The organism is Mycobacterium sp. PDNC021, assembly GCF_048282635.1.
Classification (GTDB): domain Bacteria; phylum Actinomycetota; class Actinomycetes; order Mycobacteriales; family Mycobacteriaceae; genus Mycobacterium; species Mycobacterium llatzerense.
On sequence record NZ_CP182502.1, the window covers coordinates 1068169 to 1094088 of the forward strand.

The 25920-nt window shown below is 65.0% G+C and carries 30 protein-coding genes and 2 tRNA genes; 20 read left to right on the forward strand and 12 right to left on the reverse strand.

The window, feature by feature from the left end; all coding sequences use genetic code 11:
* Positions 1 to 176: 176 nt before the first annotated feature.
* Both ACNO8X_RS04955 and ACNO8X_RS04960 read right to left on the reverse strand, forming a co-directional pair.
* Positions 177 to 560, reverse strand: coding sequence for a hypothetical protein (locus ACNO8X_RS04955; protein WP_418004406.1), 384 nt, complete (start codon positions 558 to 560; stop codon positions 177 to 179).
* Positions 560 to 1210, reverse strand: coding sequence for a nucleotidyltransferase domain-containing protein (locus ACNO8X_RS04960; protein ID WP_418004407.1), 651 nt, complete (start codon positions 1208 to 1210; stop codon positions 560 to 562). The genes ACNO8X_RS04955 and ACNO8X_RS04960 overlap by 1 nt, the downstream gene beginning before the upstream one ends.
* Before the next feature lie 111 nt (positions 1211 to 1321).
* On the opposite strand from ACNO8X_RS04960, the gene ACNO8X_RS04965 reads away from it, so the two are divergent.
* The 4 genes from ACNO8X_RS04965 to ACNO8X_RS04980 all read left to right on the forward strand — a co-directional run bounded on the left by ACNO8X_RS04965 (position 1322) and on the right by ACNO8X_RS04980 (position 3047).
* On the forward strand, positions 1322 to 1474 hold the full coding sequence (locus tag ACNO8X_RS04965) for a hypothetical protein (protein WP_418004408.1): 153 nt from the start codon (positions 1322 to 1324) through the stop codon (positions 1472 to 1474).
* Between the two features lie 13 nt (positions 1475 to 1487).
* Positions 1488 to 1997, forward strand: a complete 510-nt coding sequence (locus ACNO8X_RS04970; RefSeq protein ID WP_418004409.1) for a hypothetical protein — start codon at positions 1488 to 1490, stop codon at positions 1995 to 1997.
* Between the two features lie 42 nt (positions 1998 to 2039).
* On the forward strand, positions 2040 to 2321 hold the full coding sequence (locus ACNO8X_RS04975) for a DUF4253 domain-containing protein (protein WP_418004410.1): 282 nt from the start codon (positions 2040 to 2042) through the stop codon (positions 2319 to 2321).
* A 93-nt stretch (positions 2322 to 2414) separates the two neighbouring features.
* Entirely contained in the window at positions 2415 to 3047 is a 633-nt protein-coding gene (locus tag ACNO8X_RS04980; RefSeq protein WP_418004411.1) for a hypothetical protein, read from the forward strand.
* 24 nt (positions 3048 to 3071) lie between these two features.
* On the opposite strand, the gene ACNO8X_RS04985 is transcribed toward ACNO8X_RS04980, so the two are convergent.
* On the reverse strand, positions 3072 to 3587 hold the full coding sequence (locus tag ACNO8X_RS04985; protein ID WP_418004412.1) for an OsmC family protein: 516 nt from the start codon (positions 3585 to 3587) through the stop codon (positions 3072 to 3074).
* A 124-nt stretch (positions 3588 to 3711) separates the two neighbouring features.
* Here ACNO8X_RS04985 and ACNO8X_RS04990 point away from each other — a divergent pair, with 124 nt between their 5' ends.
* The 3 genes from ACNO8X_RS04990 to ACNO8X_RS05000 are packed head-to-tail and all read left to right on the forward strand — an operon-like array spanning position 3712 to position 5632.
* Positions 3712 to 4182: a PPOX class F420-dependent oxidoreductase gene (locus tag ACNO8X_RS04990; RefSeq protein ID WP_418004413.1), complete on the forward strand. Its 471-nt coding sequence runs from the start codon at positions 3712 to 3714 to the stop codon at positions 4180 to 4182.
* A gap of 59 nt (positions 4183 to 4241) precedes the next feature.
* Positions 4242 to 4967: a FadR/GntR family transcriptional regulator gene (locus tag ACNO8X_RS04995; protein WP_071287510.1), complete on the forward strand. Its 726-nt coding sequence runs from the start codon at positions 4242 to 4244 to the stop codon at positions 4965 to 4967.
* On the forward strand, positions 4964 to 5632 hold the full coding sequence (locus ACNO8X_RS05000; RefSeq protein WP_418004414.1) for a sterol desaturase family protein: 669 nt from the start codon (positions 4964 to 4966) through the stop codon (positions 5630 to 5632). The genes ACNO8X_RS04995 and ACNO8X_RS05000 overlap by 4 nt, the downstream gene beginning before the upstream one ends.
* A gap of 170 nt (positions 5633 to 5802) precedes the next feature.
* Here ACNO8X_RS05000 and ACNO8X_RS05005 read toward each other — a convergent pair whose 3' ends face one another.
* Both ACNO8X_RS05005 and ACNO8X_RS05010 read right to left on the reverse strand, forming a co-directional pair.
* Positions 5803 to 6705 (reverse strand): undecaprenyl-diphosphate phosphatase, encoded by a 903-nt coding sequence (locus ACNO8X_RS05005; protein ID WP_418005783.1) that lies wholly within the window; start codon positions 6703 to 6705, stop codon positions 5803 to 5805.
* A gap of 5 nt (positions 6706 to 6710) precedes the next feature.
* A complete protein-coding gene (locus ACNO8X_RS05010) occupies positions 6711 to 7532 on the reverse strand; it encodes a crotonase/enoyl-CoA hydratase family protein (protein WP_418004415.1) in 822 nt (273 codons plus the stop codon).
* 43 nt (positions 7533 to 7575) lie between these two features.
* On the opposite strand from ACNO8X_RS05010, the gene ACNO8X_RS05015 reads away from it, so the two are divergent.
* Entirely contained in the window at positions 7576 to 8130 is a 555-nt protein-coding gene (locus tag ACNO8X_RS05015; protein WP_418004416.1) for a TIGR03086 family metal-binding protein, read from the forward strand.
* Here the strand turns inward: ACNO8X_RS05015 and hisC are convergent.
* On the reverse strand, positions 8108 to 9166 hold the full coding sequence (gene hisC, locus ACNO8X_RS05020) for a histidinol-phosphate transaminase (protein ID WP_418004417.1): 1059 nt from the start codon (positions 9164 to 9166) through the stop codon (positions 8108 to 8110). The genes ACNO8X_RS05015 and hisC overlap by 23 nt on opposite strands.
* Positions 9167 to 9293: 127 nt before the next feature.
* Between hisC and ACNO8X_RS05025 the strand changes: the two genes are divergently transcribed.
* Both ACNO8X_RS05025 and ACNO8X_RS05030 read left to right on the forward strand, forming a co-directional pair.
* Positions 9294 to 9385 (forward strand) — tRNA-Ser (locus ACNO8X_RS05025).
* Between the two features lie 23 nt (positions 9386 to 9408).
* Positions 9409 to 9481: transfer RNA gene (locus ACNO8X_RS05030), tRNA-Arg, on the forward strand.
* Positions 9482 to 9541: 60 nt separating this feature from the next.
* Here ACNO8X_RS05030 and ACNO8X_RS05035 read toward each other — a convergent pair.
* Positions 9542 to 10159, reverse strand: a complete 618-nt coding sequence (locus ACNO8X_RS05035; RefSeq protein ID WP_418004418.1) for a TetR/AcrR family transcriptional regulator — start codon at positions 10157 to 10159, stop codon at positions 9542 to 9544.
* Positions 10160 to 10262: 103 nt separating this feature from the next.
* Here ACNO8X_RS05035 and ACNO8X_RS05040 point away from each other — a divergent pair, with 103 nt between their 5' ends.
* The 5 genes from ACNO8X_RS05040 to ACNO8X_RS05060 all read left to right on the forward strand — a co-directional run bounded on the left by ACNO8X_RS05040 (position 10263) and on the right by ACNO8X_RS05060 (position 14935).
* On the forward strand, positions 10263 to 11624 hold the full coding sequence (locus ACNO8X_RS05040) for a cytochrome P450 (RefSeq protein ID WP_418005784.1): 1362 nt from the start codon (positions 10263 to 10265) through the stop codon (positions 11622 to 11624).
* A gap of 97 nt (positions 11625 to 11721) precedes the next feature.
* Positions 11722 to 12342, forward strand: a complete 621-nt coding sequence (locus ACNO8X_RS05045) for a nuclear transport factor 2 family protein (protein WP_418005785.1) — start codon at positions 11722 to 11724, stop codon at positions 12340 to 12342.
* Complete coding sequence (locus ACNO8X_RS05050) at positions 12339 to 13205, forward strand: oxygenase MpaB family protein (protein ID WP_418004419.1); 867 nt, start codon at positions 12339 to 12341, stop codon at positions 13203 to 13205. The genes ACNO8X_RS05045 and ACNO8X_RS05050 overlap by 4 nt, the downstream gene beginning before the upstream one ends.
* A gap of 8 nt (positions 13206 to 13213) precedes the next feature.
* A complete protein-coding gene (locus ACNO8X_RS05055) occupies positions 13214 to 13678 on the forward strand; it encodes a hypothetical protein (RefSeq protein ID WP_418004420.1) in 465 nt (154 codons plus the stop codon).
* A 66-nt stretch (positions 13679 to 13744) separates the two neighbouring features.
* Positions 13745 to 14935: an adenylate/guanylate cyclase domain-containing protein gene (locus ACNO8X_RS05060; RefSeq protein ID WP_418004421.1), complete on the forward strand. Its 1191-nt coding sequence runs from the start codon at positions 13745 to 13747 to the stop codon at positions 14933 to 14935.
* Here ACNO8X_RS05060 and ACNO8X_RS05065 read toward each other — a convergent pair.
* Together ACNO8X_RS05065 and ACNO8X_RS05070 are read right to left on the reverse strand one after the other, a co-directional pair.
* On the reverse strand, positions 14932 to 16269 hold the full coding sequence (locus tag ACNO8X_RS05065; RefSeq protein WP_418004422.1) for a WS/DGAT/MGAT family O-acyltransferase: 1338 nt from the start codon (positions 16267 to 16269) through the stop codon (positions 14932 to 14934). The two genes, ACNO8X_RS05060 and ACNO8X_RS05065, sit on opposite strands and share 4 nt — an antisense overlap.
* 7 nt (positions 16270 to 16276) lie before the next feature.
* Entirely contained in the window at positions 16277 to 16903 is a 627-nt protein-coding gene (locus tag ACNO8X_RS05070) for a TetR/AcrR family transcriptional regulator (RefSeq protein WP_418004423.1), read from the reverse strand.
* Between the two features lie 157 nt (positions 16904 to 17060).
* Between ACNO8X_RS05070 and ACNO8X_RS05075 the strand changes: the two genes are divergently transcribed.
* Together ACNO8X_RS05075 and ACNO8X_RS05080 are read left to right on the forward strand one after the other, a co-directional pair.
* Entirely contained in the window at positions 17061 to 17627 is a 567-nt protein-coding gene (locus tag ACNO8X_RS05075) for an ester cyclase (protein ID WP_418004424.1), read from the forward strand.
* Positions 17624 to 18412 carry an MBL fold metallo-hydrolase gene (locus tag ACNO8X_RS05080; protein ID WP_418004425.1) on the forward strand — a complete coding sequence of 263 codons (789 nt, stop codon included), beginning with the start codon at positions 17624 to 17626 and terminating at the stop codon, positions 18410 to 18412. Before ACNO8X_RS05075 ends, ACNO8X_RS05080 begins: the two co-directional genes overlap by 4 nt.
* Here the strand turns inward: ACNO8X_RS05080 and ACNO8X_RS05085 are convergent.
* The 3 genes from ACNO8X_RS05085 to ACNO8X_RS05095 form a co-directional block, all read right to left on the reverse strand.
* Positions 18369 to 21236, reverse strand: coding sequence for an RND family transporter (locus ACNO8X_RS05085; protein ID WP_418005786.1), 2868 nt, complete (start codon positions 21234 to 21236; stop codon positions 18369 to 18371). The genes ACNO8X_RS05080 and ACNO8X_RS05085 overlap by 44 nt on opposite strands.
* Before the next feature lie 20 nt (positions 21237 to 21256).
* Complete coding sequence (locus ACNO8X_RS05090; RefSeq protein ID WP_043402709.1) at positions 21257 to 21655, reverse strand: MmpS family transport accessory protein; 399 nt, start codon at positions 21653 to 21655, stop codon at positions 21257 to 21259.
* 177 nt (positions 21656 to 21832) lie between these two features.
* Positions 21833 to 22297 (reverse strand): hypothetical protein, encoded by a 465-nt coding sequence (locus ACNO8X_RS05095; protein WP_418004426.1) that lies wholly within the window; start codon positions 22295 to 22297, stop codon positions 21833 to 21835.
* A 128-nt stretch (positions 22298 to 22425) separates the two neighbouring features.
* On the opposite strand from ACNO8X_RS05095, the gene ACNO8X_RS05100 reads away from it, so the two are divergent.
* The 3 genes from ACNO8X_RS05100 to ACNO8X_RS05110 all read left to right on the forward strand — a co-directional run bounded on the left by ACNO8X_RS05100 (position 22426) and on the right by ACNO8X_RS05110 (position 25863).
* A complete protein-coding gene (locus ACNO8X_RS05100) occupies positions 22426 to 23406 on the forward strand; it encodes a phosphotriesterase family protein (RefSeq protein ID WP_418004427.1) in 981 nt (326 codons plus the stop codon).
* Between the two features lie 11 nt (positions 23407 to 23417).
* The gene (locus tag ACNO8X_RS05105; protein WP_418004428.1) at positions 23418 to 23909 is read left to right on the forward strand and encodes a metallophosphoesterase family protein; all 492 of its coding nucleotides are present in this window, start codon (positions 23418 to 23420) and stop codon (positions 23907 to 23909) included.
* A gap of 76 nt (positions 23910 to 23985) precedes the next feature.
* Positions 23986 to 25863, forward strand: a complete 1878-nt coding sequence (locus ACNO8X_RS05110) for an alkyl/aryl-sulfatase (protein WP_418004429.1) — start codon at positions 23986 to 23988, stop codon at positions 25861 to 25863.
* The last annotated feature ends 57 nt before the right edge of the window (positions 25864 to 25920 follow it).

Genomic DNA, 25920 nt, shown 5'->3' on the forward strand with positions numbered 1-25920 from the left:
CGGCCACTGGATTCGTGGAACGCGTTAGGGGAGGCTTCGCTCGTCTCCGAGCAGGGTGATTCCGCGGTCAAACTGGCGCTTTGTCTCTGGGGAGAGGTTCGAAAATCCTCTACTTGCCTCCGCCAAGTTTCACGGGGTTTCCGGCGGCAAGCCGGGCCGTGTGTTGCTGTCCGGGGTCAGCTTCCTGCCGCCGCCCGCTTCGCAGTCTCGAGTAGACGACCCGCCGCGCGGTTCATCTTCTTGCACTCCGCGGAGGAGATCGGCTCGTGCGTGTATGCAGCCTTGTTTGTGAGGCTCAGCAAGGTGGCGAGGTGCCTCTCTGACCCGCTGTCCGCTTTCTTTAGTAGCGCACGGGCATCGCTGTGGTTACTGGTGTTCGAGTGCACGCCGAGTCGCGCGCAGCAGATCACGTCGGCAGCAGCGATGCCGGCGTCGATATACAGGTCACCAGCCGCGCTAGGCATCTCGTCTTCCAGATGTTCAGCCGCGTCGAAGAACTCGTTCGCCTTGGCCAGTCGCCCTGAGGTGACGGTGGCGTTGCACGGGCGTTGATCCGACATCAGGACCTCCCCGCCGGGGCAGCCTTGCCGATCGCGCGCAGCTGCTTGTTAAACCAGGCCTGCGTTCCGGCGATGGTCAGCCCCTGCTTGGACACGTCTTCGAGGAGCGGCTCGCCAGCCGCAGCCGCGGCACGGAGTTCGTCCTCGGTGTACTCGACGATGCGGCCGTCGTTCCCGGTCCACGCTGTGACCTGTCGGGCGAGTTCGGCCACCTGCTGCTCCCACACGTCGTCGTGGTCGGAGACGGCGGCGCGTACAAGGAACAGGTCGATGTCGCTGTCGAGAGTCATCTGGCCGGTCGCCGCTGAGCCGAACAGTGCGGCGTACTTTAGCTCGGCGCCCCATCTGCCCAGGTGCTCTTCGAGGCGATTCAAGAACGTCGAGGTCAGCTGTGACAGCGCCATAATCGGCTCGGCTGCAAGGTGTTCGGTGTTGAGCCGGTAGGTGTTGGTTCGGCCCACCTGATCGCGCAGCACCACACCTTGGGTTGTTAGGCGAGTGAGCACCTTGCGGATACCTTCGCCCGATGCGGTGGTCAGGATGCGCTGGATCTGGCTGATCGTGAACGTCACATCCGCGCTTGCGAGGACAGTGAGCACGGCACCGTCCAGCGTTGGGGTCACCGTCGCGAACGGCTTGTTCAACTGCATCGCCAGCACCTCTAGGTTTCCAATTAAAGTTTGAGTATCACAACTATAGTTGTAATTGTCCGCTCCGCCCCTGGGTGCGACGCGTAGCCTGAGCAGCTACGAGGGGGAGGTATGGCGGTGGGCTACATGGCGGGGCAATTGGTCTTCTTGGCGGTCGCCGCAGCGGTACTCGGCGGCGTGATCTGGGCGGTGATGGTGATGCGGAAACCGCGCCCGCCGCTTGAAGACCGCAACGACGAAGACGACGAGACGGCAGCGCGGTGAGTGGGCGCCTGTGATGAACGGGTTCACCCACGTCCTCACCTACGACGGCGGTGTCCAGACCGCGGAAATCTCTGCGCGCCAAGATATCTCGACGTTCTTGAACCCATTGCGCCACTTCAACGGTGACGACCAGTGGGGGCTCGGCCTGGCACAGCTGCCGCCGGACAAGAGCTACAGCGACATGCTCCGGGCTGGTCAGCTGTCGACCGAGTACATCCAGGCTGGCGGCCTTCCCGACGCGATGACCGTGGAGATTCGCAAGCCGGGCGGTGAGCAGTGGGGCGCTGCGTGGATGCGGTACACCGTCGGGCATCCGCAGACCGGACCAGATCTCAGCGATGTTCCGATCCGTGTGGCCAACGGTGTCAAGATGATCAGCCGGTCGCAGGTGTTCGACGCTGACGAGACCGCGCGGCTGTTCTTCGCCTACTACAAGACCGGTGACATCCCTGCCGAGTACGACCTGCAGCCGATCGAGGGGTACCGGGCCGACGGAAGTGTCGTGACCGGCCCGCCGCCGTAGGAATTCGCCGCCCCACCACAACCGTCGAAGGAGCCGGAGAAGTTGTTTCGTGCCGTCCCCGGGCACCTGCCCGCCGCTGACACCCGTGACCTCGCGGGGATCGCCCTTCCGCCGGGCCGGATCGTAACGGCTGCGCAGGGCGCCGGCGCACCCGTGGCCTGGGTCAGTTCCGCGGCGTTGCCCGAAGATCGCCTGATCGAACTCGTCCGTGCCCTCGCCGAGCACTACGCGTTCTGCCCCGACAACATCGACCAGGGCATGTCCCCGGATGCGTTCCGCCTCGGCCTGGCCGAGTGGCCCTACTGGAACTTCTGGTGGGACTGAGATAAGCGGTACACCGTCCAGCCCAAGTGGACGGGAGCGGCTGAGGCGCCGGGGAGCGCCACCAGGCCACCGCGCTGTGGAACCATTCGTCCCATGAGCACGACGGGAGCCGAACCGGACGCACCTCGCCCGCGCCATCGGGTGAAGTACGTCGTGGTCGTAGCTGCCGCGACGGCCGTCGCGATCATCGCGGTGATGGCGGTAATCATCGACGCGCCGGGTCGGATCAGCCGCGCGTTGAGCGGCGCGGCGCACGAGGACCTGTTCTCCTCGCAGAGGCTGGACGCGGAACTGGATGTGGTGCGTGCCCGGCTCGGCGACCTGCCGATGCGGCGAGTGGATGTGACCTCCAACCTGATCTCGGTTGAGGCCGTCTCTGCCGATGGTCAACTCCACCTCTACTGGGTGCGCGACGGCGAGGTGGACGACATGGACTCGATCACTGACCTGCACGCCGGGGAGACGGCATTCACAGCGGCAGATCTATCGGGGCAGCGGATGCGCGCGGCGGTGTCCGATGTCCGCAGTCTCGGGAAGCCTGGCGAGATCCAACTGGTCTCCTACATTCTCCGCCCGAAATATCCGTTGTCGGTTGCCGTATGGATCCGGAGCGACCCGGTCAGCAAGGTGCTGCACTTCGACCCGCGGGGCGGGTCCACCGTGGTGCGCGAGGAGTCGATCGACACCGACGAGCACACCTCGTCGTTCGGCGGCTGTTGGTGTTGAGGCCGCGGCTGGGGCTCGAAGCCGTCAGGCCCCGATGATCAGCTGGGTATGCACCGGGGTTGCGCCGGTCGTCAGATCCAGCACCGGGCAGTGCGCGTCCACCGTGTCCTGCAGTTCGCGGTACCGTTCGGCGGTCTCCGGGCCGGTGACATTGACGGTGACCCGGATCTGCTGAAAGCCGGGGCGGACGGTGTCGTCCAGTCCGAAGAAACCGCGCACATCGAGATCGCCTTCGGCGCTGGCGCTGAGGGAATCCACCTGGATGCCGAGCCGCTCCGCCCAGAACCGGTAGGTCACCACCTGGCAGGACAGCAGTGATGCGAGGTAGTACTCGACGGGGTTGGGTGCGGTGAGCTGCCCGCCGAGGGCGGGCGGCTCGTCGACGCGCACCTGGTACTTGCCGAGCGTGATCTCACTGCCGACGGTGCCTTCGGGCTGAGCGGAAGCCTTGAACACCACGGTGGCCGCGGCGGGATTGTCGGCAACCGCAGCCCGGGTGGCGTCGGTGATCGCGTTGAGGGAAGTCACAGGAGCAGTCACAGTGGCGATGTTATTTGCGCTGGCGTCGGGGTTCCACCGTTGTGCCCACGATGAATTCAACTTGCGAACTACGCTTGACCAACAACGATTGGACGAATAGATGCCTAGTAATGCCGTTTCGGCCATGAGCAAGTTGATGTTTCGTGGCATGGACATGCTGCGCCACCGCGAGGCCTTCGACATCGGGGAGCCGACCGCAACCGATTTCACCGGCTTCGACCGGGCGCGGCAGATCGTCCTGGTCACGTTCAAGCGGTCCGGTGAGGCCATGCCCAGCCCGATCAATCACGGTGTCGCCGACGGGAAACTGTACGTCCGCACCGATGCGTCGACGGGCAAGGTGAAGCGGATTCGCAACAATCCGCGGGTGGTTGTGGTGCCGTGCAACCTTCGGGGCAAGCCGATGGGACCGCCGGTTGCCGGCATCGCCCGCGTCCTGCCTGAGGCCGAGCACGCGCACGCCGACGCCGCGATCGCCGCGAACTGGTCGCCGGCCATGAAGGTGTTCGAGCGGACCCTCGAGAAGAGCAGTTCCGCTTTCGACATCCCGATGGGCTACATCGAGATCACGCCTGCGCCGGCAAGTGCGTCCTGATCTATCAATATTGGTATTACCACTAGACCTCTTACCTTTGACGGGTTAGTGTCGTCGGCATGGAGTTGACGTCGATCAAGCGGCGCTCGGCGGCCGATGAGGTGCATGACCAGTTGCTCAAGCAGCTCGTCGCGGGCGCCCAGCCGCCGGGTTCGCGCCTGCCGAGTGAGCGCAAGCTGGCCGAAGTGCTGGGTGTATCGCGGCCCGTGGTGCGCGAGGCGATCCAGCGTCTGGTCACGTCCGGTCATCTCGACGTGCGGCAGGGCGACGGCGCCGTCGTCAACGACATCACGCGCACGGGTGGGCTCGATCTGCTGCCGCATCTGCTGGTCGATGCACCCGACGGGGCGATGGTGAACCCGGCGGTGGTGCGCAGCGTCCTGGAGGTGCGCGAGTACCTCGGACCGTGGATCGCGGAACGCGCGGCGGCGCGGTCCGCGGGCAAGCTCGCCGAACCGCTGGCACGCGCGCTTGCCGACATCGAGCGCGCGCAGAGCGGACCAACGCAGCAATTGGCCGCGCTCGATTTCTGGGATTGCCTTGTCACCGGCGCGGATTCGATCGCGATGACGCTCATCTTCAACGGGATGCGCCGGGTGTACGAACCGATGCTCGCGGCGGTCGCCGACGCCGTCGCGGCCGCTGAACCCGCGTCCGCGTATCGCAAGCTCGCGGATGCGGTGACGTCGGGCGCCGCACTGAAAGCCCGCCGAGCCGCATCGACAGTGCTCGGTGGCGCCACGGCGGTGCTGACCGAATTTCTCGACCAGATGGAGGCGCAGTGACGACCACCGGCACGCGAGGAGTGACGCTCGGCCAGGCGGGCCGCGAGTTTTGGCGTCATCCGACGCCATGGATGATCTTGGCGTTGGTGGTCGGAGCGGTGGGCGCGCGGACCGTCGTCGGCGGGCTGGCGTTACGCGACCTATGGGCGCCGCTGGTGCTGGCGCTGCTATTTCCGTTCGTGGAGTGGGTGATTCACGTTTTCATCCTGCATTGGCGACCGCGCGATATCGGCCGGATCACGGTGGACACCCTGGTGGCCCGTGACCATCGACGCCACCACGCGAATCCTCGCGACATCGACTTGGTGTTCATCCCGACGCCGACGCTGCGATGGCTGATCGCGGCAATTGTGGCGCTGCCTCTCGGTATTGGCGCCGTCGCGGGTGTACCGATGTCGGCCACGCTGTCATTCATCGTGGTCGAGTCGCTGATCCTGATGGGCTATGAGTGGACGCATTACCTGGTCCACACCGATTACAAGCCGCGCCACCGGTTCTACAAGGCGGTGTGGCGCAACCACCGGTTGCACCATTTCAAGAACGAGCACTACTGGTTCTCGGTCACCACCTCAGGCACTTCCGACCGGGTGCTCGGCACCTACCCGGACCCGGCAACCGTCGAGACCAGCCCGACGGCGAAGAACCTGCACGGGTCCCTGAACTAGCCGCCCTTACATGAGATGTCCACCCACACCGTGGTCATCTTCGTGCGGTCGATGATGGCGCCGGACGAATCGACGTTGTCGTTGCGCAGTTACAGGTGGAGATCGCCAGGGTGAGGGCTATGCACGCAGATTCGCTGATTTGCGTGCACAGCAATCACATTCGCTGCGTTTCAGCGCAGCGTCAGCCAGGCCAGACTGCCCAGGCCGGCCACCGCGCAGTAGATCGCGAACGGCGTCAGTGTGCGGGTTTCGAAGTACTTCACCAGGAACCGCACCGACAGATAGGCCGCGACGAACGCCGCCGCACTGCCGGCCAGCACCTGGCCGCCGATGCCGTCGCCGGCCGGGCCGAACAGCTCCGGAATCTTGAGGGCCCCCGCGGCCAGGATCACCGGGGTCGCCAACAGGAACGAGAACCGCGCGGCGTCTTCGTGGGACAGCCCGCGCAGCACGCCGGCGACCATGGTTGCGCCCGATCGGCTGATGCCGGGCAGCAGGGCCAGAATCTGGGCCGCGCCGATACCCATGCCTTCGGCGATGGGCAGCCGGGCCAGTCGTTCGTCGGACGCGGACAGCCCCTCCGTATGCGCGGCGGCCGGTACCGCCGACGCTGTGCGATGCCGAAGTCGTTCGCCCACAAAGAGAACGACGCCGTTGATCGCCAGGAAGGCCGCCGCCGGGATCGGCTTGCCCAATGACGTGCGCAGCGCGTGGTCCAGCGCCAGTCCGGCGATGCCGACCGGGATGGTGGCCAGGATCAGTAGCCACGCCAGCCGCTCGGCGGAGGTGGTGATCTTTCGGTTCTTGATCGACGTCACCAACCCGCCGGCGACCGCGACCCAGTCCCGCCAGAAGAACACCAGCAGCGCCACGGCGGTCGCGACGTGCACGGCCACCAGGAACGCCAGGTACGGCGACTTCTCGGCCGTCATGCTCAGATCCTGGGCCCATTGACCGCCGACCAGGGCCGGCACCAGGATCGAATGGCCCAGGCTCGACACCGGGAACAGCTCGGTGACACCCTGGAACGCGCCGACCACGATCGCTTCGATGTAGTTGAGACTCAAGGTGATTGGCCTTACTCGCCCTTGAATTCCGGAGGACGCTTCTCGAACATCGCGGTGATGCCCTCGGACAGATCCTTGGACGCGATGAACGCCGAGTTCCAGGCCGCCACGTACCGCAGGCTGGCCGAAACCCGTTCCGTGCGTTGCTCGTCCAGCACGTCCTTGACGCCCTGCACGGTCAATGGCGGGTTGGCGGCGATCTCCCAGGCGGTCTCGTGCGCGGCGGCCAGCGAGGCATCGGCGTCGGCGAACACGTCGTTCACCAGGCCGATCTTCTCGGCACGTGCCGCATCAATGTCCTTGCCCGTCAACGCCAATTCGCGCAGATGCCCGTCGTTCAGGATCAGCGGCAACCGGGCCAGCGAGCCCACATCGGCGACGATGGCCAGCTTGACCTCGCGCACTGAGAACTTGGCGTCGGCGCTGGCGTACCGGATGTCCACCGCGGAGATCAGGTCGACGCCACCGCCGATGCACCAGCCCTGGATCGAGGCGATGGTGGGCGTCCGGCAGTCGGCGACGGCGGTGATCGCGTTCTGCATGCCGCGCACCATGGTGTGGAACTCGGCCCGCTCCTTGGCCAGCCCACCGCCCAACATCGGCGCCAGCATGCCGCCCATGGCGGGCAGGTCCAGCCCGTAGCTGAAGTTGCGGCCCGAGCCGGTGAGCACGATGGCCCGCACGTCCGGATCGGCGTCCAGGGCGGCGAAGGCCACCGGTAGTTCGGCCCAGAAGTCCGGGCCCATGGCGTTGCCCTTGCCGGGGCCGGTCAGCGTCACTTGAGCGACGTTGTTGTCGATCTCGACGGTGAGCGATTTGTAGGTTTCAGCCATGATCGGCAGGCTAGCCGGTGAACCTGGGCGTAGCGTCTCGCCCATGGCAATTCCGTCTGACGTGATCGAGGCCGGCGAGGCCAGTCTGGATGTCCTCGAGCAGGTGTTGGCAGGTCTGTGCCCCGACGACGCGAGCCGGCAGACCCCGTGCACCGAGTTCGACGTGGCAGGCCTCACGGACCACCTGATGAACTCGATCACGGTCATCGGCGGCATCGCCGGTGCGCAGCTGCCGGATCGTGATGCCGCAGCGCCGATCCTGGACCAGGTGACCGCTGCGGCGCGCCCCGCGCTGGCGGCGTGGCGCAGCCGCGGCCTGGACGGCACGGTGTCGGCAGGGCCGGGTGAGATGCCTGCCGTGCAGATCGCGGGCATCCTGTCGCTGGAATTCCTGGTCCATGCCTGGGACTACGCCACCGCGGTCGGTCGCCAGGTGGATGCCCCGGACGATCTGGCCGAGTACGTCCTCGGTATGACCAAAGCCGCGGTCAGTCCCGCGGCACGGGCTGCCGTCGGGTTCGACGAGCCCGTCGAGGTCCCGGCGGACGCGAGCCCGCTGGATCAGCTGATCGGCTTCACCGGCCGCCGCGCCAACTGACAGCGAAGTCCAGGAACAGGTTGTTCTCGCGCGGCACCGTGACGGTGACGCGCACGCCCTCCTGTCCGTAGGGGCGCACCAGCAGCTTGTTGTCAGCGGCCGCGTCGACGAAGTCGACGGTGTCTTCGGGGCTCAGCGGCAGCCAGACGAAGTTGGCCTGGGAATCAGGTAGTTCGAAGCCGGCGTCGCGCAGTGCGGCGCTGACCCGGGTGCGTTCGGCCACCACTGCGTCGGTGCGGGCCAGCAGTTCGTCGGCGGCGTCCAGGCAGGCGATGGCCGCGGCCTGGCTGACGCTGGTCGCGGTGAACGGCACGTACACCTTGCCCAGGGCGGTGACGATGTCCTCGTGCGCGACGGCGTAGCCGATCCGCAGTCCGGCCAGCCCGTATGCCTTCGAAAAGGTGCGGAGCACGACGACGTTCGGGTGCTTGCGCACCAGCGCCAGGCTGTCCGGCAGCAGGCCGTCGCGGATGTATTCGACGTACGCCTCGTCCAGGACCACCAGGATGTGCGGCGGGACCTTGGCGACGAACTCGGCCAGCTTGGCCGGGTCGACGACCGTCGAGGTGGGGTTGTTGGGGTTGCAGACGAAGGTCAGCCGGGTGCGGTCGGTGATCGCCGCCAGCATGGCGTCCAGGTCGTGCGTGTTGTCCGTCAGCGGGACCGGGACGGGCGTCGCGCCGGCGGTGCGGACCTGCAGCGGGTAGATCTCGAAGCTGCGCCACGCGAACAGCACCTCGTCGCCGGCCGCGGCGGTGATCTGGATGAGCTGCTGGCAGAGGCTCACCGACCCGCAGCCCACCGAGATCTGGTTCGGTGCGAACCCGACGTAGGCGGCCAACCGCTCGCGCAGCGCCGCGTAGCCGTTGTCCGGGTAGCGGTTGATGTTGTCCATCGCCGCGACGATGGCTTCGCGGACGCTGGGCAGCGGGCCGTCGACGGTCTCATTGCTGGCGATCTTGATGGCGCCGGGCACGGTGCGGCCGGGGGTGTAGGCGGGCAGAGCGTCCATCTCGGGGCGTAGGCGGGCGGTCACCCGGGACAGTCTAGGTGGACGGCAGATAGCCCTCTGGCGTCGCGCTTTGCCTTTGGCGGTGTTGACTGTGTACCGTATGCCCTCGGCGGTTCCGGGGTGCAAGAGCCCGGTAACCTCGGAGCGTTCAGGAGGCGTGCCAGAGCGGCCGAATGGGACTCACTGCTAATGAGTTGTCCCCCTTACAGGGGACCGGAGGTTCAAATCCTCTCGCCTCCGCCACATAACTGAATAGTTGTAGCCATGCGCCCGTAGCTCAATGGATAGAGCACCTGACTACGGATCAGGAGGTTAGGGGTTCGAGTCCCTTCGGGCGCACAACACACAACAGGCCAGAAGCTGAAGCTTCTGGCCTGTTGTCGTTTTCGGACACAATCCTCAGCGCGAGGCCTGCAGTACCGGAATCAGGTAGCGGCGGGCGAATTCGCGGGTTTTCTCGTCGTCATCGGTAGGCAGGAATTCCGATGGCGCGATCAGCAATGTCGCGGTGACGCGCAACGAGAAGTCGAGCGCCCGTTCGGCAGCGGCCGCTGGATAGTCGCTGTCGGCCAGGAACATGGCGAGCACGCTGATCATGCTGCGGTATCCCGGCGTATCCAGGGTGAACAGGCGCCGGGTGAACGCCTCGTTCTCGAAGTCTTTGAGCGCCTGCACCAATGGGTGTTCGCGGCATTCCCGCATGCCCATGACGAAGATCTCCACCAGTTTGTCTTCGGTGGTCTGCTGAGTCGCTATGGCGGCAGCGCCGCGGGTGAAGAAGTCGATCACTTCCCGCTGCACGACGGACGCCACTATCTGGTCCTTGTCGCCGCATTGACGGTAGAGCGTCGGCCGGGAAACGCCGGCTCGGGTGGCGATGGTGGCGACCGAGGTGCGCGCGATGCCGTGGTTGATGAACTCTGTGCGCGCTGCGTCGAGCATGCGGTCACGGCCGTCGTTGGCATCTCCGTGGCCGCCGGCCAATACCGCGGCCGCGAGTGACGGCAGGTCGACCATGTCTCAGATGTTAGAGCATCGGCGGTCCTTGAATCAGCGAATGATCTTTGATTCACTGATTCACATGGTTGCACCAGAATCGATAGACCGGTCCGTTGAGTCGATGAACGCGCCACGGCCACCGGACCCGCCGACGTTGCCCAGGCGGGACGCGGTCAGGCTCGCCGCGTCGTGCGTGGGTGATCCGATGCGCCTGCCCTACACGCTGTTGCCCAAGATCGCGGCCAAGTACGGAGACGTGGTGCGGCTGCACAACTCACGCCGGCCCGAGTTCACAGTGACGCTGATCAATCACCCGGAGCACATCGACCACGTCTTTACGCGGCATCACGACCGGTACGTCAAGCATGAGGCCGCGAACGAGTTGGTATCGGGAGAACCGGCAGCCCTGCCGCTGCTCGAAGGGGCGGAGTGGAAGCGGGTCCGCACCACCTTCAATCCGTTCTTCGGGGAGAAGGCCCTGGCTGCCGCGACCCCGCTGATGATGGAAGGGATCACCGATCGAGTCGATGCTTGGTCTGGGTATGCGGCGGACGGGCGCGAGGTCAATCTCGAGCACGAGCTGGGTGCCGTCGTCATGGACGGCCTCATGCGCTCGATGTTCAAGGTCGAGCTCACCCCGGCGGAAATCGACGTCGCGGTCGATGGCGCGCGAGAATACGGCGCATATGTGATCAGCCGGGTCGGCTTCCACTATCTGCCGAGCTGGGTGCCGAACCCGTTGCGGCGCAAGGGTGAAGCGGCGAAGGATGAACTGTTCGGCATGCTCAACCGCTTCGTGGACGAGCGGCGGGGTTGTCCAGTCTCGGGTGCGCCCGACTTGGTCGACACCTTGATCGGCATGGAGTTCGAGGGATGCCCAGAACAACAAGACAGGCGGCGGCGATCAGAAGCCGCCGGCCTGGTGTTCGCCGGATTCGAAACCACCGCAGCCGCACTGGCGTGGACCATCGCGCTGTTGTGCCGCAACCCCGGTGCGTTGGGCAAGGCGTATGCCGAGGTTGACGCGCTGGGCGAAAAACCGTTGGTGTACGACGATTTGCAGAACCTCACGTATCTACGCGCCTGTTTCGATGAAGCGCAGCGGTTCCAGGCCGCACCGGCGAACATCCGCACGGCGGTGGTGGACGACGAGATCGGTGGGTATCGCATACCCAAGGGATCGCAAGTACTGATCACACCCTATGCGCTACACCGTGATCCGCGATTCTGGACGCGGCCCGACGACTTCTGGCCGGACCGCTTCTTGACCGAGAAGGTCAATCGCAATGCCTTCCTGCCGTTCAGCATCGGGCCGCGCAAATGCATGGGCACCCGAATGGCCTACATCGAAGGCACGTTGGTGCTTGGAACCATCCTGCAGCGCTTCGCCTTCCAGGTGCGCGACGGCTGGACGCCGCGCCACCTGGCGCGGGTCTCCACCGGCCTCGCCGGCGGCCTGCCTGTGCGCCTCTACGCCCGCTGAAATCGCAAACCAACCAAAACCCTTGAAAGGAAACATTTTCATGACCAAGATCAGTGAACTCGGGCCGTCACCAGAGCACGCCAAGTACCAGACGCTGATGCCCAAATTCTGGGAACGCGTCGCGCACCAGGAGAGGCTCGCCGTCGAGCGCGGTCTGCCCGCCGAGGGGATGTTCGACTTCGCGCAGGTCTGGTTCTCCGCCTGGGCCGAACAGGACATCAAGAAGATCGACTACTGCCTCGCCGACGAGTGCAGCTACATCGACAGCTCGACATTCCAGGTGAACAAGGAAGGCCGGCAGTTCACGATCGACAACTGCCAGGCCAGTTTCGACATCTTCCCGGACTTCGCGTTCTACCCGCAGGACGGCACCATCCGATCGCTGCCCTATGCCGACTATTTCGACGGACAGTGGCGCATCACCATCCCGTGGCGTGGAATCGGCCGGATGACCGGCGAAACCGTCCTACCCGGTCTGGAGGTGACGCTGCGCGGCACAGGTCGCTGCCTCAACTTCATCGGTATCGACCGCTACACACTGACCGACGATTTCAAGATCAGCCATATCGACACCGACTGGGACATGCTTTATGGCGCAGCGCAACTCGCCGGGCTCGGCTCGCTGGTCCACAGCGAGCGCCTGCAGAAAATCGGTATTCGTACGGCTTCGGTAGCTTCCCCGATCATGCGAGCGCTGACTCGACTGACAACCCGATGACCCCGGTGCTGGACCAGAATTCGCTGCTGTGGCGATGGGCCGGCGATATGCGCATCGCCTTCGAAGGCGGTGCGGCAGGGCTACTGCAGACGATGCATCCGGCAATCGGCTACGCACTGATCGAGCATTCCAACTTCTTCGATGACCCGGTGGACCGAGTATTCCGTTCCCTGCCAGGGATTCTCGGCACCGTCTATCGCGCCGACGGTGCCGCCACGGGGTTGGGGGTCCGTGACTACCACCGAGAGATCAAAGGCGAGATGCCCGACGGGCAGCCGTACCACGCGCTGAATCCGAAAACCTACTGGTGGGCGCACGCCACCTTCCAGCGGATGGTCGACCGAGTGGCGACCTATTGGGACACCTACCCGTTGACCGATACCGAGCTACAGCAGCTCTACGACGAGGGCTGCCTCTGGTATCACCGATACGGTGTCAGCGACGCACCGTTGCCCGCCGACCGCCAGGCGTTCGAGGCAGAGTTCGAGCGCTACTGCGCCCAAGTGCTGGAACCGAATCCAGCGTCGGACTACCTGATTGCCTTCATCAAGCGGCAAGCCATCCCTGACATGAGCGCTTCGCCGTTCTTCCCCGCGTTGCCCGGCTTGACTGCGGTGACCGACCGCCTGCTGCCGATGCGCTCGACCCGAACGGTGCTCGCGCCGCCGATGCGATTGACCATCTTTGGTGGGCTGCCTGAGGTTGTGCGAGAACGATTCGAGATTCGATGGACCCGCACCGATGAGCGGGCGTACCGTGCCATCCGGGCAACCATCCGACACGGCTGGCCGCTGGTGCCCAGGCCATGGCGTTGGCACGAAGAAGCACGGATGGGTTGGTCGCGGGTGAGACGAGGTATCTAGGAGCATGAATGCCGACAGTTGAACATTCCGCCGAGTTCTCGGTACCCGCCGACGTGTGCTTTGCATACATCGATAGCGCCGACAACGTTCCCAAGTTCGTGTTCGGGGCCAAGGCATTTGACTATCTGGTGCCCACCGAGCCGCGGCTCGGCGCCAGATTTCTGTTGCGCATGCAACTCGGTCCGATCAAGTTCACCCTGAACGGTCACATATCCGAGTACGCCGAAGGTCGGATCATCGCTCTGTCACTCGACGATGGCCTGATCACCGGGACCGTGGTGTGGGGTGTGACGCCGGTCGACGCCGAACGGTGTTCGACTTCCGCGGAGATCAGGTACCAGGTCGGAGGTGGCTTGGCAGGCCGTGCTCTATCCAAGGTCATTGATTCCATACTCGAGCCCGGCATCAAGTACACCGAGTCGAAATTGCGTGAACAGGTCACCGCGCACTTTCGAGCCCTCGCTACGGACTGACTCAGCGGGTTCGCTTCGGGGCGGAATCGACAGCTGACGTGCGCCTTCAGCGATACGCTGCCGGACATGTCGCCCGGGACAGCGTCCGCAGAAAGCCTCGCGCGCCGTCGACGGGTGCTGACCGTGGCCGCCCGCATCGGTGCGGTGGTCGCTGTATTCCTCGGCGGATTGGCCATGCTCGCCGGCGAGCATGGCCTGTGGATCGGGGCACTTGCCGTCGTGTGCGCCCCGGTCTATCTCGTGCTCCCCAGGCTGTATCGCTTTGGTGAACTCCACGCTCCGTTGATCTTCATCGGCATCGCGTACTCCCTGACCACTCTCGTGACGGCGTATATAGGGCGCGGATCGGGGCAGCAGCTGTACTTTCTGGTCGCCGCGTCGCTCGTCGTGCTGATTCTCGGAATCGAGCACATCGTGCTGGCATCAGTGGTGGCGGCAGTTGGGGCCGGGCTCACCATTGCGCTGCAGTTCCTGGCGCCCGTCGACACCGGGGTACAGCCGACATGGGCGACGGCCCTCGGGTTCGTCATCTCGGTGGTGTCGTCGTGGATCCTGGTGGTCGCGACCATCTGGTATGCGATGCGCGAAATCGGCCGTGCGGAAACCGCTTTGGCGAGTGAGTACGAACGCTCCGAGTCGCTGTTGGCCAATATCCTGCCGGCGAAGATCGCGCAGCGGTTGAAGGATCCGTACCGGGATGTCATCGCCGACAGGTACGACGACGCGTCGGTGTTGTTCGCCGACATCGCCGGATTCACCCAGCGCGCAAGCGATACCACGCCCACCGAACTGGTCCGTTTCCTCGATGGCCTGTACACCGACCTGGACACCCTGGTGGATCGGCATGGTCTGGAGAAGATCAAGACCAGTGGCGACTCCTACATGGTCGTCAGCGGGGTGCCGGAACCCCGCCCCGACCACCTCGAGGCGCTGGCCGATCTGTCCCTGGATATGGTCGATGCGGTGACCGAGTTGACGGACCCCAACGGGCGGCCGGTGCCGCTGCGCATCGGGCTGGCGGCCGGCCCGGTGGTCGCCGGCATCGTCGGCGCGCGGAAGTTCTTCTACGACGTCTGGGGTGACGCCGTCAACGTCGCGGCACGGATGGAGACCACCGACGTCGAAGGCCGAATCCAGGTGCCGCAGAACGTCTATGAGCGACTCAAGGACTTCTTCGTGTTGGAGGAACGTGGGCCGGTCGAGGTCAAGGGCAAGGGCGTGATGCACACCTGGTACCTGGTCGGACGCCGGGACTAGGCGGCGGCCTGCTCCAATTCATCGAGTGCATCGCGGGCATAGACCGCCAGGCGCTGCAGGTGTGGCACGGTGTCCCGGCAGCCGACGAACCCGAGGATGACCTTGTCGGTGTAGCCCACCAAGGTGATGTTGAGCCCGTAGCCGTCGCACAGGAAGGAGACGGGGGCGATCAATTCCAGCTGCGCACCGCCGAGGTAGAGCGGGTCCTTCGTCAGGACCACGTTGGACACCGTGAGATTGAACAGCGGCGGAATCTTGGTCAGCGCACCGGTTTTCTGGCCGATGGTCAGCGGCAGCAGCCCCATCAGCGTGTAGTGGTTCAACGCGTTCGGTGACATCGCGAGCAGTTCCTTCTTGCCGCGGGTGGTCGAGGCGTTGATCACCGCCAGCCGCTGCAGCGGGTCGGATTCTGTTGTCGCCAAAGGACAGACGAAACCGGCGGCCGCATTCAAGGTGTCCTCGTCCCGCTCCCAGCCGACCGGCACCGAGGCGGTCAGGGTTTGGTCGGGCAGCTCGCCCTGCTCTTCCAGGTAGCGGCGCAGGGCCGCGCCACAAACGGCGAGGGTGACGTCGTTGACGGTCGTCTCGGTGGCTTTGGCGATCGCCTTCAGGCGGGACAGTTCGAGAATCTCGACGGCGAGTCGACGCTGCGGGGTGAGAGTCGCGTTGAACGGCGCCCGCGGTGTGCCCAACGTGGCGCCCACGTGGCTGTTGTCGCCGCCGATCATGCCGACCAGGCTCTTCACCAATTCGGCGGAGCCGGTGACACCGTCGGCTGTCCGGTTCCACAGTTCGTACGCAACCGACGCGACCCGGTTGCGGTCGGGCACCTCGGCTTTTGGCCCGGCCTCGGACAGTGGCACGTAGCGGTCGGGTTCGGTGCTCAACCATTTCTTGATGGTGTTGATCGCGCCCATGCCGTCCACCGCACAGTGGTGGGCCTTGAAGTACATGGCGAAGCGCCCGTCGGACAGGCCCTCGATGAAGTGCGCCTCCCACAGTGGCCGGCGCATGTCGAGCGGGTGCGCGTGCAACCGGGCGACGAGCGTGCCCAGATCGGCCTCACTTCCCGGATAGGGCAGTGCCGACAGCCGGACGTGGTACTCGGGGTCGGGGTCGACAGTGCGCCACTCGGGCAGCAGGCCTTCGGCGACTTCGCTGTCGAACGGGAACGGCAGGAACGAGAGTGTGGAGAACGCCTCGTACAGCTTGCGGACGTAGTCCGGGCCTGCGCCGTCGGGCAGCCGGAACGTCAGCAGGGCGCCGATGTGCATGGGCGTCCGGTCGGACTCCATGCGGTAGAACATCGTGTCGACAGCACTCAACAACCGCATGGCAGCACTATGACAGGGTCGCCAGCTGGACCGCGACGAAATCCACCATCAAGTCCACTCCCGACGCGAATTCTTCGTCCCGGTCGAACCGGGCGAGAAACGGGGCGCAGGCAACGACTTCCGGCAATGCGGACCCTTCGAGTTCCGAGTGCCGGGTGGCAATGTCGGCAGGGTTCCCGCTGCCGAACGTAGGGCCCGCGGACACCTCGCGAAGCAGCATCCCGACTACTGCGGCCACCAGGACGCGGGTGAGTCGCACGGATTGCTCGGGGTTGGCGCCGGCCTGCCGCAGTATCGACAGCAGCGCATCGACGGGCGTGAGCCCGGCGAGCGTCGACATCTGCCGGGTCAGCACGAGCGTCGCGGCCTCGGGATGGGCAAGGGTCACCCGCCGGAACTCGTAGGCCAGGGCTCTCAGGTCGGTCCGCAGGTCGCCCGTCGGCGTCGGTGGCCGTAGCTGTCCGAGCAGATGTTCGGCGACGGCGTCGAGCAGATCGTCCTTGTCGGCGACGTGGTGGTAGAGGCTTTTCGCGTCGACGCCGAGCAGTCGGCTGACCGATCGCATACTCACCGCGGCGATGCCGTCGTCGTCGATGACCTGCAGCGCCGCTTCCCGAATAGTCGATCGCGTCAACTGTGCCAGTGCTTTTGGTGGCCGTCCGCGGCGAGGAGCTGGGGTGACCGCGTTCATTGCGCCATTCTTGCGCAGACCCTTGCAAATTTCCACACCGTGGGATTATTGTCAGTTAATCCCACGGTGTGGAAATAGATCGCAGTTCCAGGAGGACTCCATGACGCTCCGTTTCGCCATCCCGTCCGTCGAGGTGTTGCGGGCCCGCGAAAAGCTTGTCCTCGACCACTTTCATGACGAGGTCCGCCAGGACTGGGACGACGTGCTGGCCACCTTCCCGCATCCGCACTACGAGATCATCCCGACGCTGACTGTTCACGATGGCGACGCCGACGTGCGCGGCTACTACCACGACACCCGGGTCGCGTTTCCCGACCAGGACCACGAGATCATCGCGCTGCGGCACAGCGCCGACGCGGTGATCGTCGAATTCTGGCTACTGGGAACGCATCTGGGGCCGCTGGGCGGAATCCCGGCCACGGGCTCGCGGCACCGGACCCGGATGACGGCGTATTTCGTCTTCGACGAGAACGAGAACCTGGTCGCCGAACGCATCTACTTCGACACGCTGACGATGCTGAAACAGCTTGTGGGAGGCCTGAATCTGCGTGATCCGCGAAACTGGCCCGTCGTCATTCGGGGGCTTCGCGGGTTGTTGGCCATGTCCAGCCGGCCCGATGCCGGGCTCATCGACACCCCGCCCGCTGATCTGACCGCGTCGCCATGAAGGTCCACCACCTGAACTGCGGCACCATGCACCCGCGCTTCGTTCCCGACGGGTTGGTGTGCCACGTGCTGCTGGTGGAAACGCCGGGCGGTCTCGTGCTCGTCGACTCCGGACTGGGGCTGCGGGACGCAGAGTCTCCGGCCAGCCGCTTCGGCCCGGCCCGTTTCTACGTCCGCCCGGTCTTCGACCCGGCCGAAGCCGCCGTCAACCAAATCCGCGAGCTCGGATTTCAGCCCACCGATGTCCGGCACATCGTCCTGACCCACTTCGATGCGGACCATGTGGGTGGTCTGGCCGACTTTCCTTGGGCCCAGGTGCATCTCACCAGCGCCGAAGCATTTGCGGCGCTGCATCCCAAGACCCTCGTGGAGAAGCAGCGGTACCTACCGGCCGGCTACGCACACGGCCCGATCCTGGTCGAGCATGCCCCCGCGGCCGCCGAGTCCTGGCGCGGTTTCGCCGGCGCCAAAGAACTGACCGAGATCGCCGCCGGCATCGTCTTGATCAACCTCCCTGGGCACACGCGTGGACACGCCGCGGTGGCCGTCGACGCGGGGGACCACTGGATCCTGCACGCCGGCGACAGCTTCTACCACCACGGCCAGCTCGACGGCAGCGGTAGCGCACCAAGGGCCCTGCGCCTGATGGAACGCTCAGTCGCGTTCGACTGGAAGAAGGTTCAGGCCAATCATCAACGGTTGAGCGAACTTTGGGTTGCACGGCAACCCGACCTACTGCTGGTCAACGCTCACGACCCGCAGCTGTTCCGGCGGGCAGCCACCTAGCCTGGTACGGCGGCAGCGGTCGCTGCCGGACGAACGTCGGCCACCAGAACCACGGACCCAGCAGCCGCACCAGACACGGCACGATGAACGACCGCACCACCAGAGTGTCCAGCAGCAGGCCGATGCAGACTGTCGATCCCATCTGGCCGATGGTGCGCAGATCGCTCGAGAGCATGGCCAGCATGGTGAACGCGAACACCAGGCCCGCGGACGTCACGACGCCACCGGTGCTGCCCAGCGCGCGGATGAGGCCGGTGTTCAGGCCGGCGTGGACTTCTTCTTTGAGTCGGGCCACCAGCAGCAGGTTGTAGTCCGAGCCGACGGCCACCAGCACGATGAACGTCAGCGGCAGGATCAGCCAGTGCAGATGTAGGCCGATCAGGTGCTGCCAGATGAGCACCGACAAACCGAACGCGCCGGCGTAGGAGAAGGCCACGGTGCCGGGAATGACCAGGGCAGCCACCAGCGATCGGGTGATGATCATCATGATCAGGAAGATCAGGACGAAGGCCGCGATGGCCGCGATCATCAGGTCGTTCTTCGAGTACAGCTGGATGTCCTTGTTGTTCGACCCCGAGCCACCGATGTAGATCTTCGACCCGGCCAGCGACGTTTCCTTCAAGGCGATCTTGATCGCGTCGGGGAACAGTTCGACGTGCTCGATGCCCTCGGGGCCCATGGCGTTGCCCTCGTGGGTGACGATGAAGCGCGCGGCATGTCCGTCGGGCGACATCATCAGTGCCATACCGGTTTTGATGTCGTCGTTGTCGAAGGCTTCGCGCGGGATGTAGAAGAAGTCGTCGCTGCGCGACGCGTCGAAGTCGTTGCCGACGTTGATCATGTCGTCGAACGTCTGGTCGGTGTTCTTGTTCTGGATGTCGGTGGGGCCGTAGTTGTTGACGACCAACGCCAGAAGCGCCTGATTGTCGGACACCGTCTGCCGGAGCAGTGAGACCATCTGCGGCATCAGGCTGTCGATCACCTGAAATGAGCCGACCGCCTTGCCGATGTCGGCGGCCAGGTTGTCGACCTTGTCGATCACGTCGAACAGCGACCGGAACGACCAGCACACCGGAATGTCGAAACAGTGTGGTTCCCAATAGAAATACGCACGGAGCGGGCGCATGAAGTCGTCGAGGTTGGCGACCGCGTCACGCATGTCGTTGGTGACCTGCTCCATGTCCTCCAGGGTCAACACCGTGTTGTGCAGTTCGTCGGCGAGTCGCTGGGTCAGGTCCGCCGTCTTCTGCAGCACCTCGATGCTGTGCGCGGTGATCTTGGCCTGCTTCGCGGTGTTCTCGTTGTTGTGCTGGGTGAACGGCAACTGCTGGCCGTTACCGCTGCCCTGCGTGGTGAAAAGGTAAGGGATGGAGGCGTGTTCGAGTGCCCGGCCCATGGGGCGGGTGATGCTCTGCACCATCGCCACGCCGGGTAGTCGGATCAGGGCCTTGGCCACCCGGTCCAGCGAGATGAAGTCCGCCGAGTTGCGCATGTCGTGGTCGGCCTGGACCATCAGCATCTCGCTGAACAGCTTGCTCTTGGGGAAGTGCCGGTCAGCGGCCTGAAATCCCTGATTGGCCGGAGCATCTGACGGCTGGTAGGTGCGATCGTCGAAACTGACCCGGTACGTCGGGACGAACACCGCGCCCGCCGAGACGACGGCGACACTGGCCACGAGAATCGGCTTGGGCCAGCGCACCACGGCGGTGCCGATGCGTCGGTACAACTTGGCCTTGACCGCTTGCTTCGGGTCGAAGAGCCCGAAGAGGCTGCCGACGCTGAGCAGTGCGGGCCCGATGGTCAGGGCACCGGCGATGGTGATCAGCATGCTGACCGCCACAGCGGGACCCATGGTGTGGAAGTAGTTCAGCCGGGCGAACGTCAGGCAGGCGCAGGCGCCCGCGATGGTCAGCCCGGAGCCGACGATGACGTGCGAAACACCCTTGTAGGCGGTGTAATACGCGTCCTCACGACTCTCGCCGGCCAGGCGGGCTTCGTGATATCGGCCGATGAGGAAGATGCCGTAGTCGGTACCCGCACCGAGGGTCAGTGAGATGACCATGTTGGTGGCAAACGACGACAACGGGATGAAGCCGTAGTGCCCGAACGCGGAGATCACGCCCTTGACCGACAGCATCAGCAGGATCACCCCGAAGAACGGCACCAGCATCGTGACGACGGAGCGGTAGACCAGCAACAGCATGAAGATGATCAGGAACATCGTCGCGATGGTGATGTTGTTCAGGCTCGAGTTCGCGATGAGGACGGTGTCGGCGGCCAGTGGCGCCGCGCCACTGACGTAAACCTTCAGTCCGGCAGGCGGATTGGAGCTGTCGACGATTTTCCTGACAGCGTTGACCGAGTTGTTGGCCTCCATCTGCCCGATGTCGCCGGCCAGGCGGAGCAGGACGTAGGCGGCTTTGCCGTCGAGGCTCTGCGCGCCGGCGGCGGTGATCGGTTTGCCCCAGGTGTCCATGACGTACTGCACGTGCGTGCTGTCCGCCTTGAGCGTGTTGACCAGCCCGGCGTAGTAGTCACGATCCTGCTCGGTCAGGCCGCGGTCGGCCTCCAGCACCAGCATGGTCAAGCTGGTCGAGGTGGATTCGTGGAATTCCTTGCCGATGGTCAGCATCGCGACCTGGGATGGCGCGTAGGTCGGCACCATCGGGCCGGCGAGCTCCTCGGCGACGCGTTCGATCTGCGGCACAAAGGTATTCGTGATCACCGCGAGCAGCGCCCAGAAGACGATGATCGGGATGGCCAGGAAGCGAACGGTTCTGGCGACGAAGGGGCGCTTCGCCGCGCTGTGTGCGGGGCGGGTGATCGGGGCGGTGTCGGTATCGGTCACGCGGACTTCACCCGGCAGGCGACGTCGGCGTTGCCGTGGTCGTCGGATTGTTCATCGCGGACTACGTCATTCACCTTCATCCGGCAGCCGACGGTGCCGCCGTGCACCTGGATCGAGATGCTGCCGGAGACCACGGTGAGGGTGGTGGTCTCGGTGTGTGACCACGGCAGTTCTGTGAGGTCGACCTTGTGGGGGTGCCCGCTGATGTCGACGTACGACAGCAGGCCGCCGGAGCCGAGGGTGCCGAAGACCTCATAGGTGAGGGTCTTGGGGGTGAACTCCGGAGGAGCCTGCGGCGGGTTGACCGCCAGCACCGGTCCCGGCTCGGAGAATTCGTGGACCTTGACCATGCACAGCACGCCGACGGCGATCGCGATGAGGGCGACCAACGGCATCCAGGCGCGTGCGAGGAATCGTCTGCCGGTAGAGCGCTGGCTCACTCGATCACCTTTCGACATCAGAGTTCTATATCAACTAGATTGAGATGAGTCGGCGTAAAGACTATCAGTCAATCGACGCCGGAGAAGTCCCACATATTCCGCGCCATAGAAAGGCGAGGTGAGAGCGTCCAGCTAATTCCCAGAATTCACCAAGGTGACGGTCGCGAGGCGCTTTTTCAGTTTGACCACCCGGAAGATCTGCGTCGTCACATTGATGGACGAGATCATGGCGATGATCCCGAGAAAGGTGCGCTCCGAAGGGGTTGCCCCGTGCAGTTGTTCCAGGCTGCCGAGCACGTAGAAACAGCCCAGCGAAAAGATTGCGAGGGGAATTGCGAAAGTCATCAGGGTCCGCTGATTGTTGACCACCTGGGTCGCATATTCCAGTTCTTCAGGGGTCATCGGCTGGCGCTTTCGGACCTTGGTGAGCACCGTCTGCTTGGCCCGCACGCCCTCGGCCATCGGCAACTGGGGTTGTTTTCGGAGGCGCTGGATGTAGAAGAACATCACAGTGGCGGCGAACAGCAGCGTCAGGAGGGCAACGTCGGCCAGCTTGCCGAACAGGTGCCAGTCGGTGCCGAGGAAGTTCCAATCCATGCGGACACTCCTTTGCGGTTCTGGATGTGTGGGACGTTACCTCAGCTAACTGGGAACATGTGGGCGGTGTCAACTCGATTGACATGGGGTTCTTGATGCCCGACCGTCGATGGCACAGACTGGCGGTGATGACGAACGTGGAGACCGTCAGGGGCCCGGTGCCTGTCGACCGACTCGGGGCGACGCTCATGCATGAGCACGTGTTCATCCTGGGCGACGAGATTCGGCAGAACTTCCCCGACTATCCGTCGCCGTGGGACGAGGAGACCCGCGTCGCCGACGCGATAGACCAACTGCGCCAATGCAAGTCACGTGGCATCGACACGATCGTCGACCCCACGGTGATCGGTCTTGGCCGCTACCTGCCCCGCATCCAGCGGGTCAATGAGCAGGTCGACATCAACATCGTAGTGGCGACGGGCATCTACACCTACAACGACGTGCCGTTCCAGTTTCTGCACACCGGCCCTGGCCGGCTGTTCGACACTCCGGAGCCGATGGTCGAACTGTTCGTCCGAGATATCCGCGAGGGCATCGCCGGCACCGGGGTCAAGGCGGCGTTCCTGAAATGCGCCATCGAGCACCAGGGGCTGACGCCGGGCGTCGAGCGGGTGATGCGCGCCGTCGGCCAGGCCCACGTGGAGACCGGTGCTCCCATCACCGTGCACACCGACGCGCACAGCCGCTCCGGCCTCGTCGCGCAGCAGGTGTTCGCCGAGGAAGGTGTCGACCTGACCAAGGTCGTGATCGGGCACTCCGGCGACAGCACGGATCTCGACTACCTGTGTGCGCTCGCCGATGCCGGGTCGTACCTCGGTATGGACCGCTTCGGGCTCGACATCCTGCTGCCGTTCGAGCAGCGGGTCGACACCGTGGCGGCGCTGGCCAAACGCGGCTATGCCGAGAAGATGGTGCTGGCGCATGACACGTCGTGCTTCATCGACTGGTTCTCGCATGAGGGCAAACTGGCCGCTGTGCCCAACTGGAAGCTGACCCATATCAGCGACGACGTGCTGCCCGCACTGCGGGAGCGTGGCGTCACCGACGAACAGCTCACCACCATGCTGGTGGACAATCCGCGCCGGTATTTCAGCAGCGAGATAGCTTGAGCTGCAGCGGGATGCGTCTACTGCTGATCTCTGACACCCACGTGCCCAAGCGGGCCCGGGATATGCCCGCGCAGGTCTGGGACGAAGTGGCCCGCGCCGACGTGGTGCTGCACGCCGGCGACTGGGCGCGCTGCCCGTTGCTCGACGAACTCGAGCAGCGGGCAGCGCGCCTGGTCGCCTGCTGGGGCAACAACGATGGCGACGATCTGCGCGCCCGGCTGCCCGAGCGGGCCGACGTCACGCTCGACGGCGTGCGGTTCACCATCACACATGAGACCGGCGCGTCCGCCGGACGCGCTGCCCGCATGGCCCGGCTGTACCCCGACACCGACGTGTTGGTGTTCGGGCACAGTCACATTCCCTGGGACAGCACCGCGGCCACCGGACTGCGGCTCCTCAACCCCGGCTCACCCACCGACCGCCGGCGCCAACCGCACTGCACCTACATGACCGCAACGGTCGCCGCCGGCGCACTCACCGATGTGACCCTGCACCGCTTGTAACCCGCCGAAACGGCATTCCAGCAGGGAAAGTGCGAGTAGTGGCCTGCTGGAATGCCGTTTCGGCAAGAATGGGCGCATGGAGCAGAAGCCGCCAACCGATGCCATCGCCGCCGCCAACCGCGCACACACCGCGTCACTTCCGTTCGCGGACACCCGGGACTTCGTGGATGCCGACCGCGGATTCATCGCCGCGCTGGAACCGTGCGTCGTCACTGCCGCTGACGGAAGAGTGGTGTGGGACAACGACTCCTACAACTTTGTGAACGGCGACGCGCCGGACAGCGTGCACCCGAGCCTGTGGCGGCAGTCCCAGCTGTGCACCAAGCAGGGCCTGTACGAAGTGGTGCCGGGCATCTATCAGGTCCGCGGTCTGGACCTGTCGAACATCAGCTTCATCGAGGGCGACACCGGTGTCATCGTCATCGACCCGCTGATCTCCACCGAGACCGCCGCCGCGGCGCTCGCGCTGTATCGCGCCCAGCGCGGTGATCGTGAAGTCCGGGCGGTCATCTACACGCACAGCCACGTCGACCATTTCGGTGGCGTGCTCGGCGTGACCTCACAGGCCGAGGTCGATACCGGTGCCGTCGCGATCATCGCTCCCGAGGGCTTCACCGAGCATGCTGTGCAGGAAAACGTCTACGCCGGAACGGCGATGGCCCGACGCGCGGGCTACATGTACGGCGCGGCACTCGATCGCGGTCCGCAGGGGCAGGTCGGCTGCGGCCTGGGGCAGGTCGGGTCGACGGGTGAGGTGGCACTGATCGTGCCGACCCTCGATATCAAGGCGACGGGTGAGACGCACACCATCGACGGCGTCGAGATCGAGTTCCAGATGGCGCCCGGCACCGAGGCCCCCGCCGAAATGCATTTCTATTTCCCGAAATTCCGGGCACTGTGCATGGCCGAGAACGCCACCCACAACCTGCACAACCTACTGACGCTGCGTGGCGCACTGGTGCGCGACCCGCACGGCTGGGCCGGTTACCTGACCGAGGCCATCGACACCTTCGCCGGCCGGGCCGACGTCGTCTTCGCATCCCACCACTGGCCGACCTGGGGCCAGGACAACATCATCGACTACCTTTCGGTGCAACGGGATCTGTACGCCTACCTGCACGACCAGACGCTGCGGCAGCTCAACCAGGGCTACACCGGCATCGAGATCGCCGAAACCTTCCAGATGCCACCGGCTTTGGAGCAGGCCTGGCACACCCACGGCTACTACGGCTCGGTCAGCCACAACGTGAAAGCGGTCTACCAGCGCTACATGGGCTGGTTCGACGGCAACCCGGGCCGGCTCTGGCAGCATCCGCCGGCTGCGGCGGCGCCCCGCTACGTGGCGGCCATGGGCGGTATCGACCGGGTCGTCGAGCTGGCGCAGGCCGCGTTCGACGAGGGTGACTTCCGTTGGGCGGTAACCCTGTTGGATCACGCGATCTTCACCGACGAGCACCACGCCGCCGCCCGGGAGCTGTACGCGGACACCCTGGAGCAGCTGGCCTACGGCGCCGAGAACGCGGTGTGGCGCAACTTCTTCCTGTCCGGCGCCACCGAACTGCGCGTCGGCAACTTCGGCACCCCGACCCAGTCGGCATCACCGACGATGCTGGCGCAGTTGACGCCTGAGCAGATGTTCGACACTTTCGCGATCAACGTCAACGGCCCGCGCGCGTGGGACCTGAACCTCGCCATCGACGTGACGTTCCAGGACGTGGCCACCAACTACCGGCTGGCGCTGCGCAATGGAGTTCTGGTGCACCGCAAGGTCACGGCTGACCCGGGCACCGCGCAGGCCACCGTCACCCTGGCGAACAAGTTGCGGCTCTTGGCATTTGCCGCCGGAGACACCAGCTCGCCAGGCGTGGAGGTGGCCGGTGACACCGCCGCACTCCCGACACTGCTGAGCGTCGTCGACCGGCCCGACCCGGCGTTCAACATCATCACCCCCTGACGCCGAGTGGCCAGCTACAGCACGCAATTTCGTGAAAAGCGTGCCGCAACTGGCCTT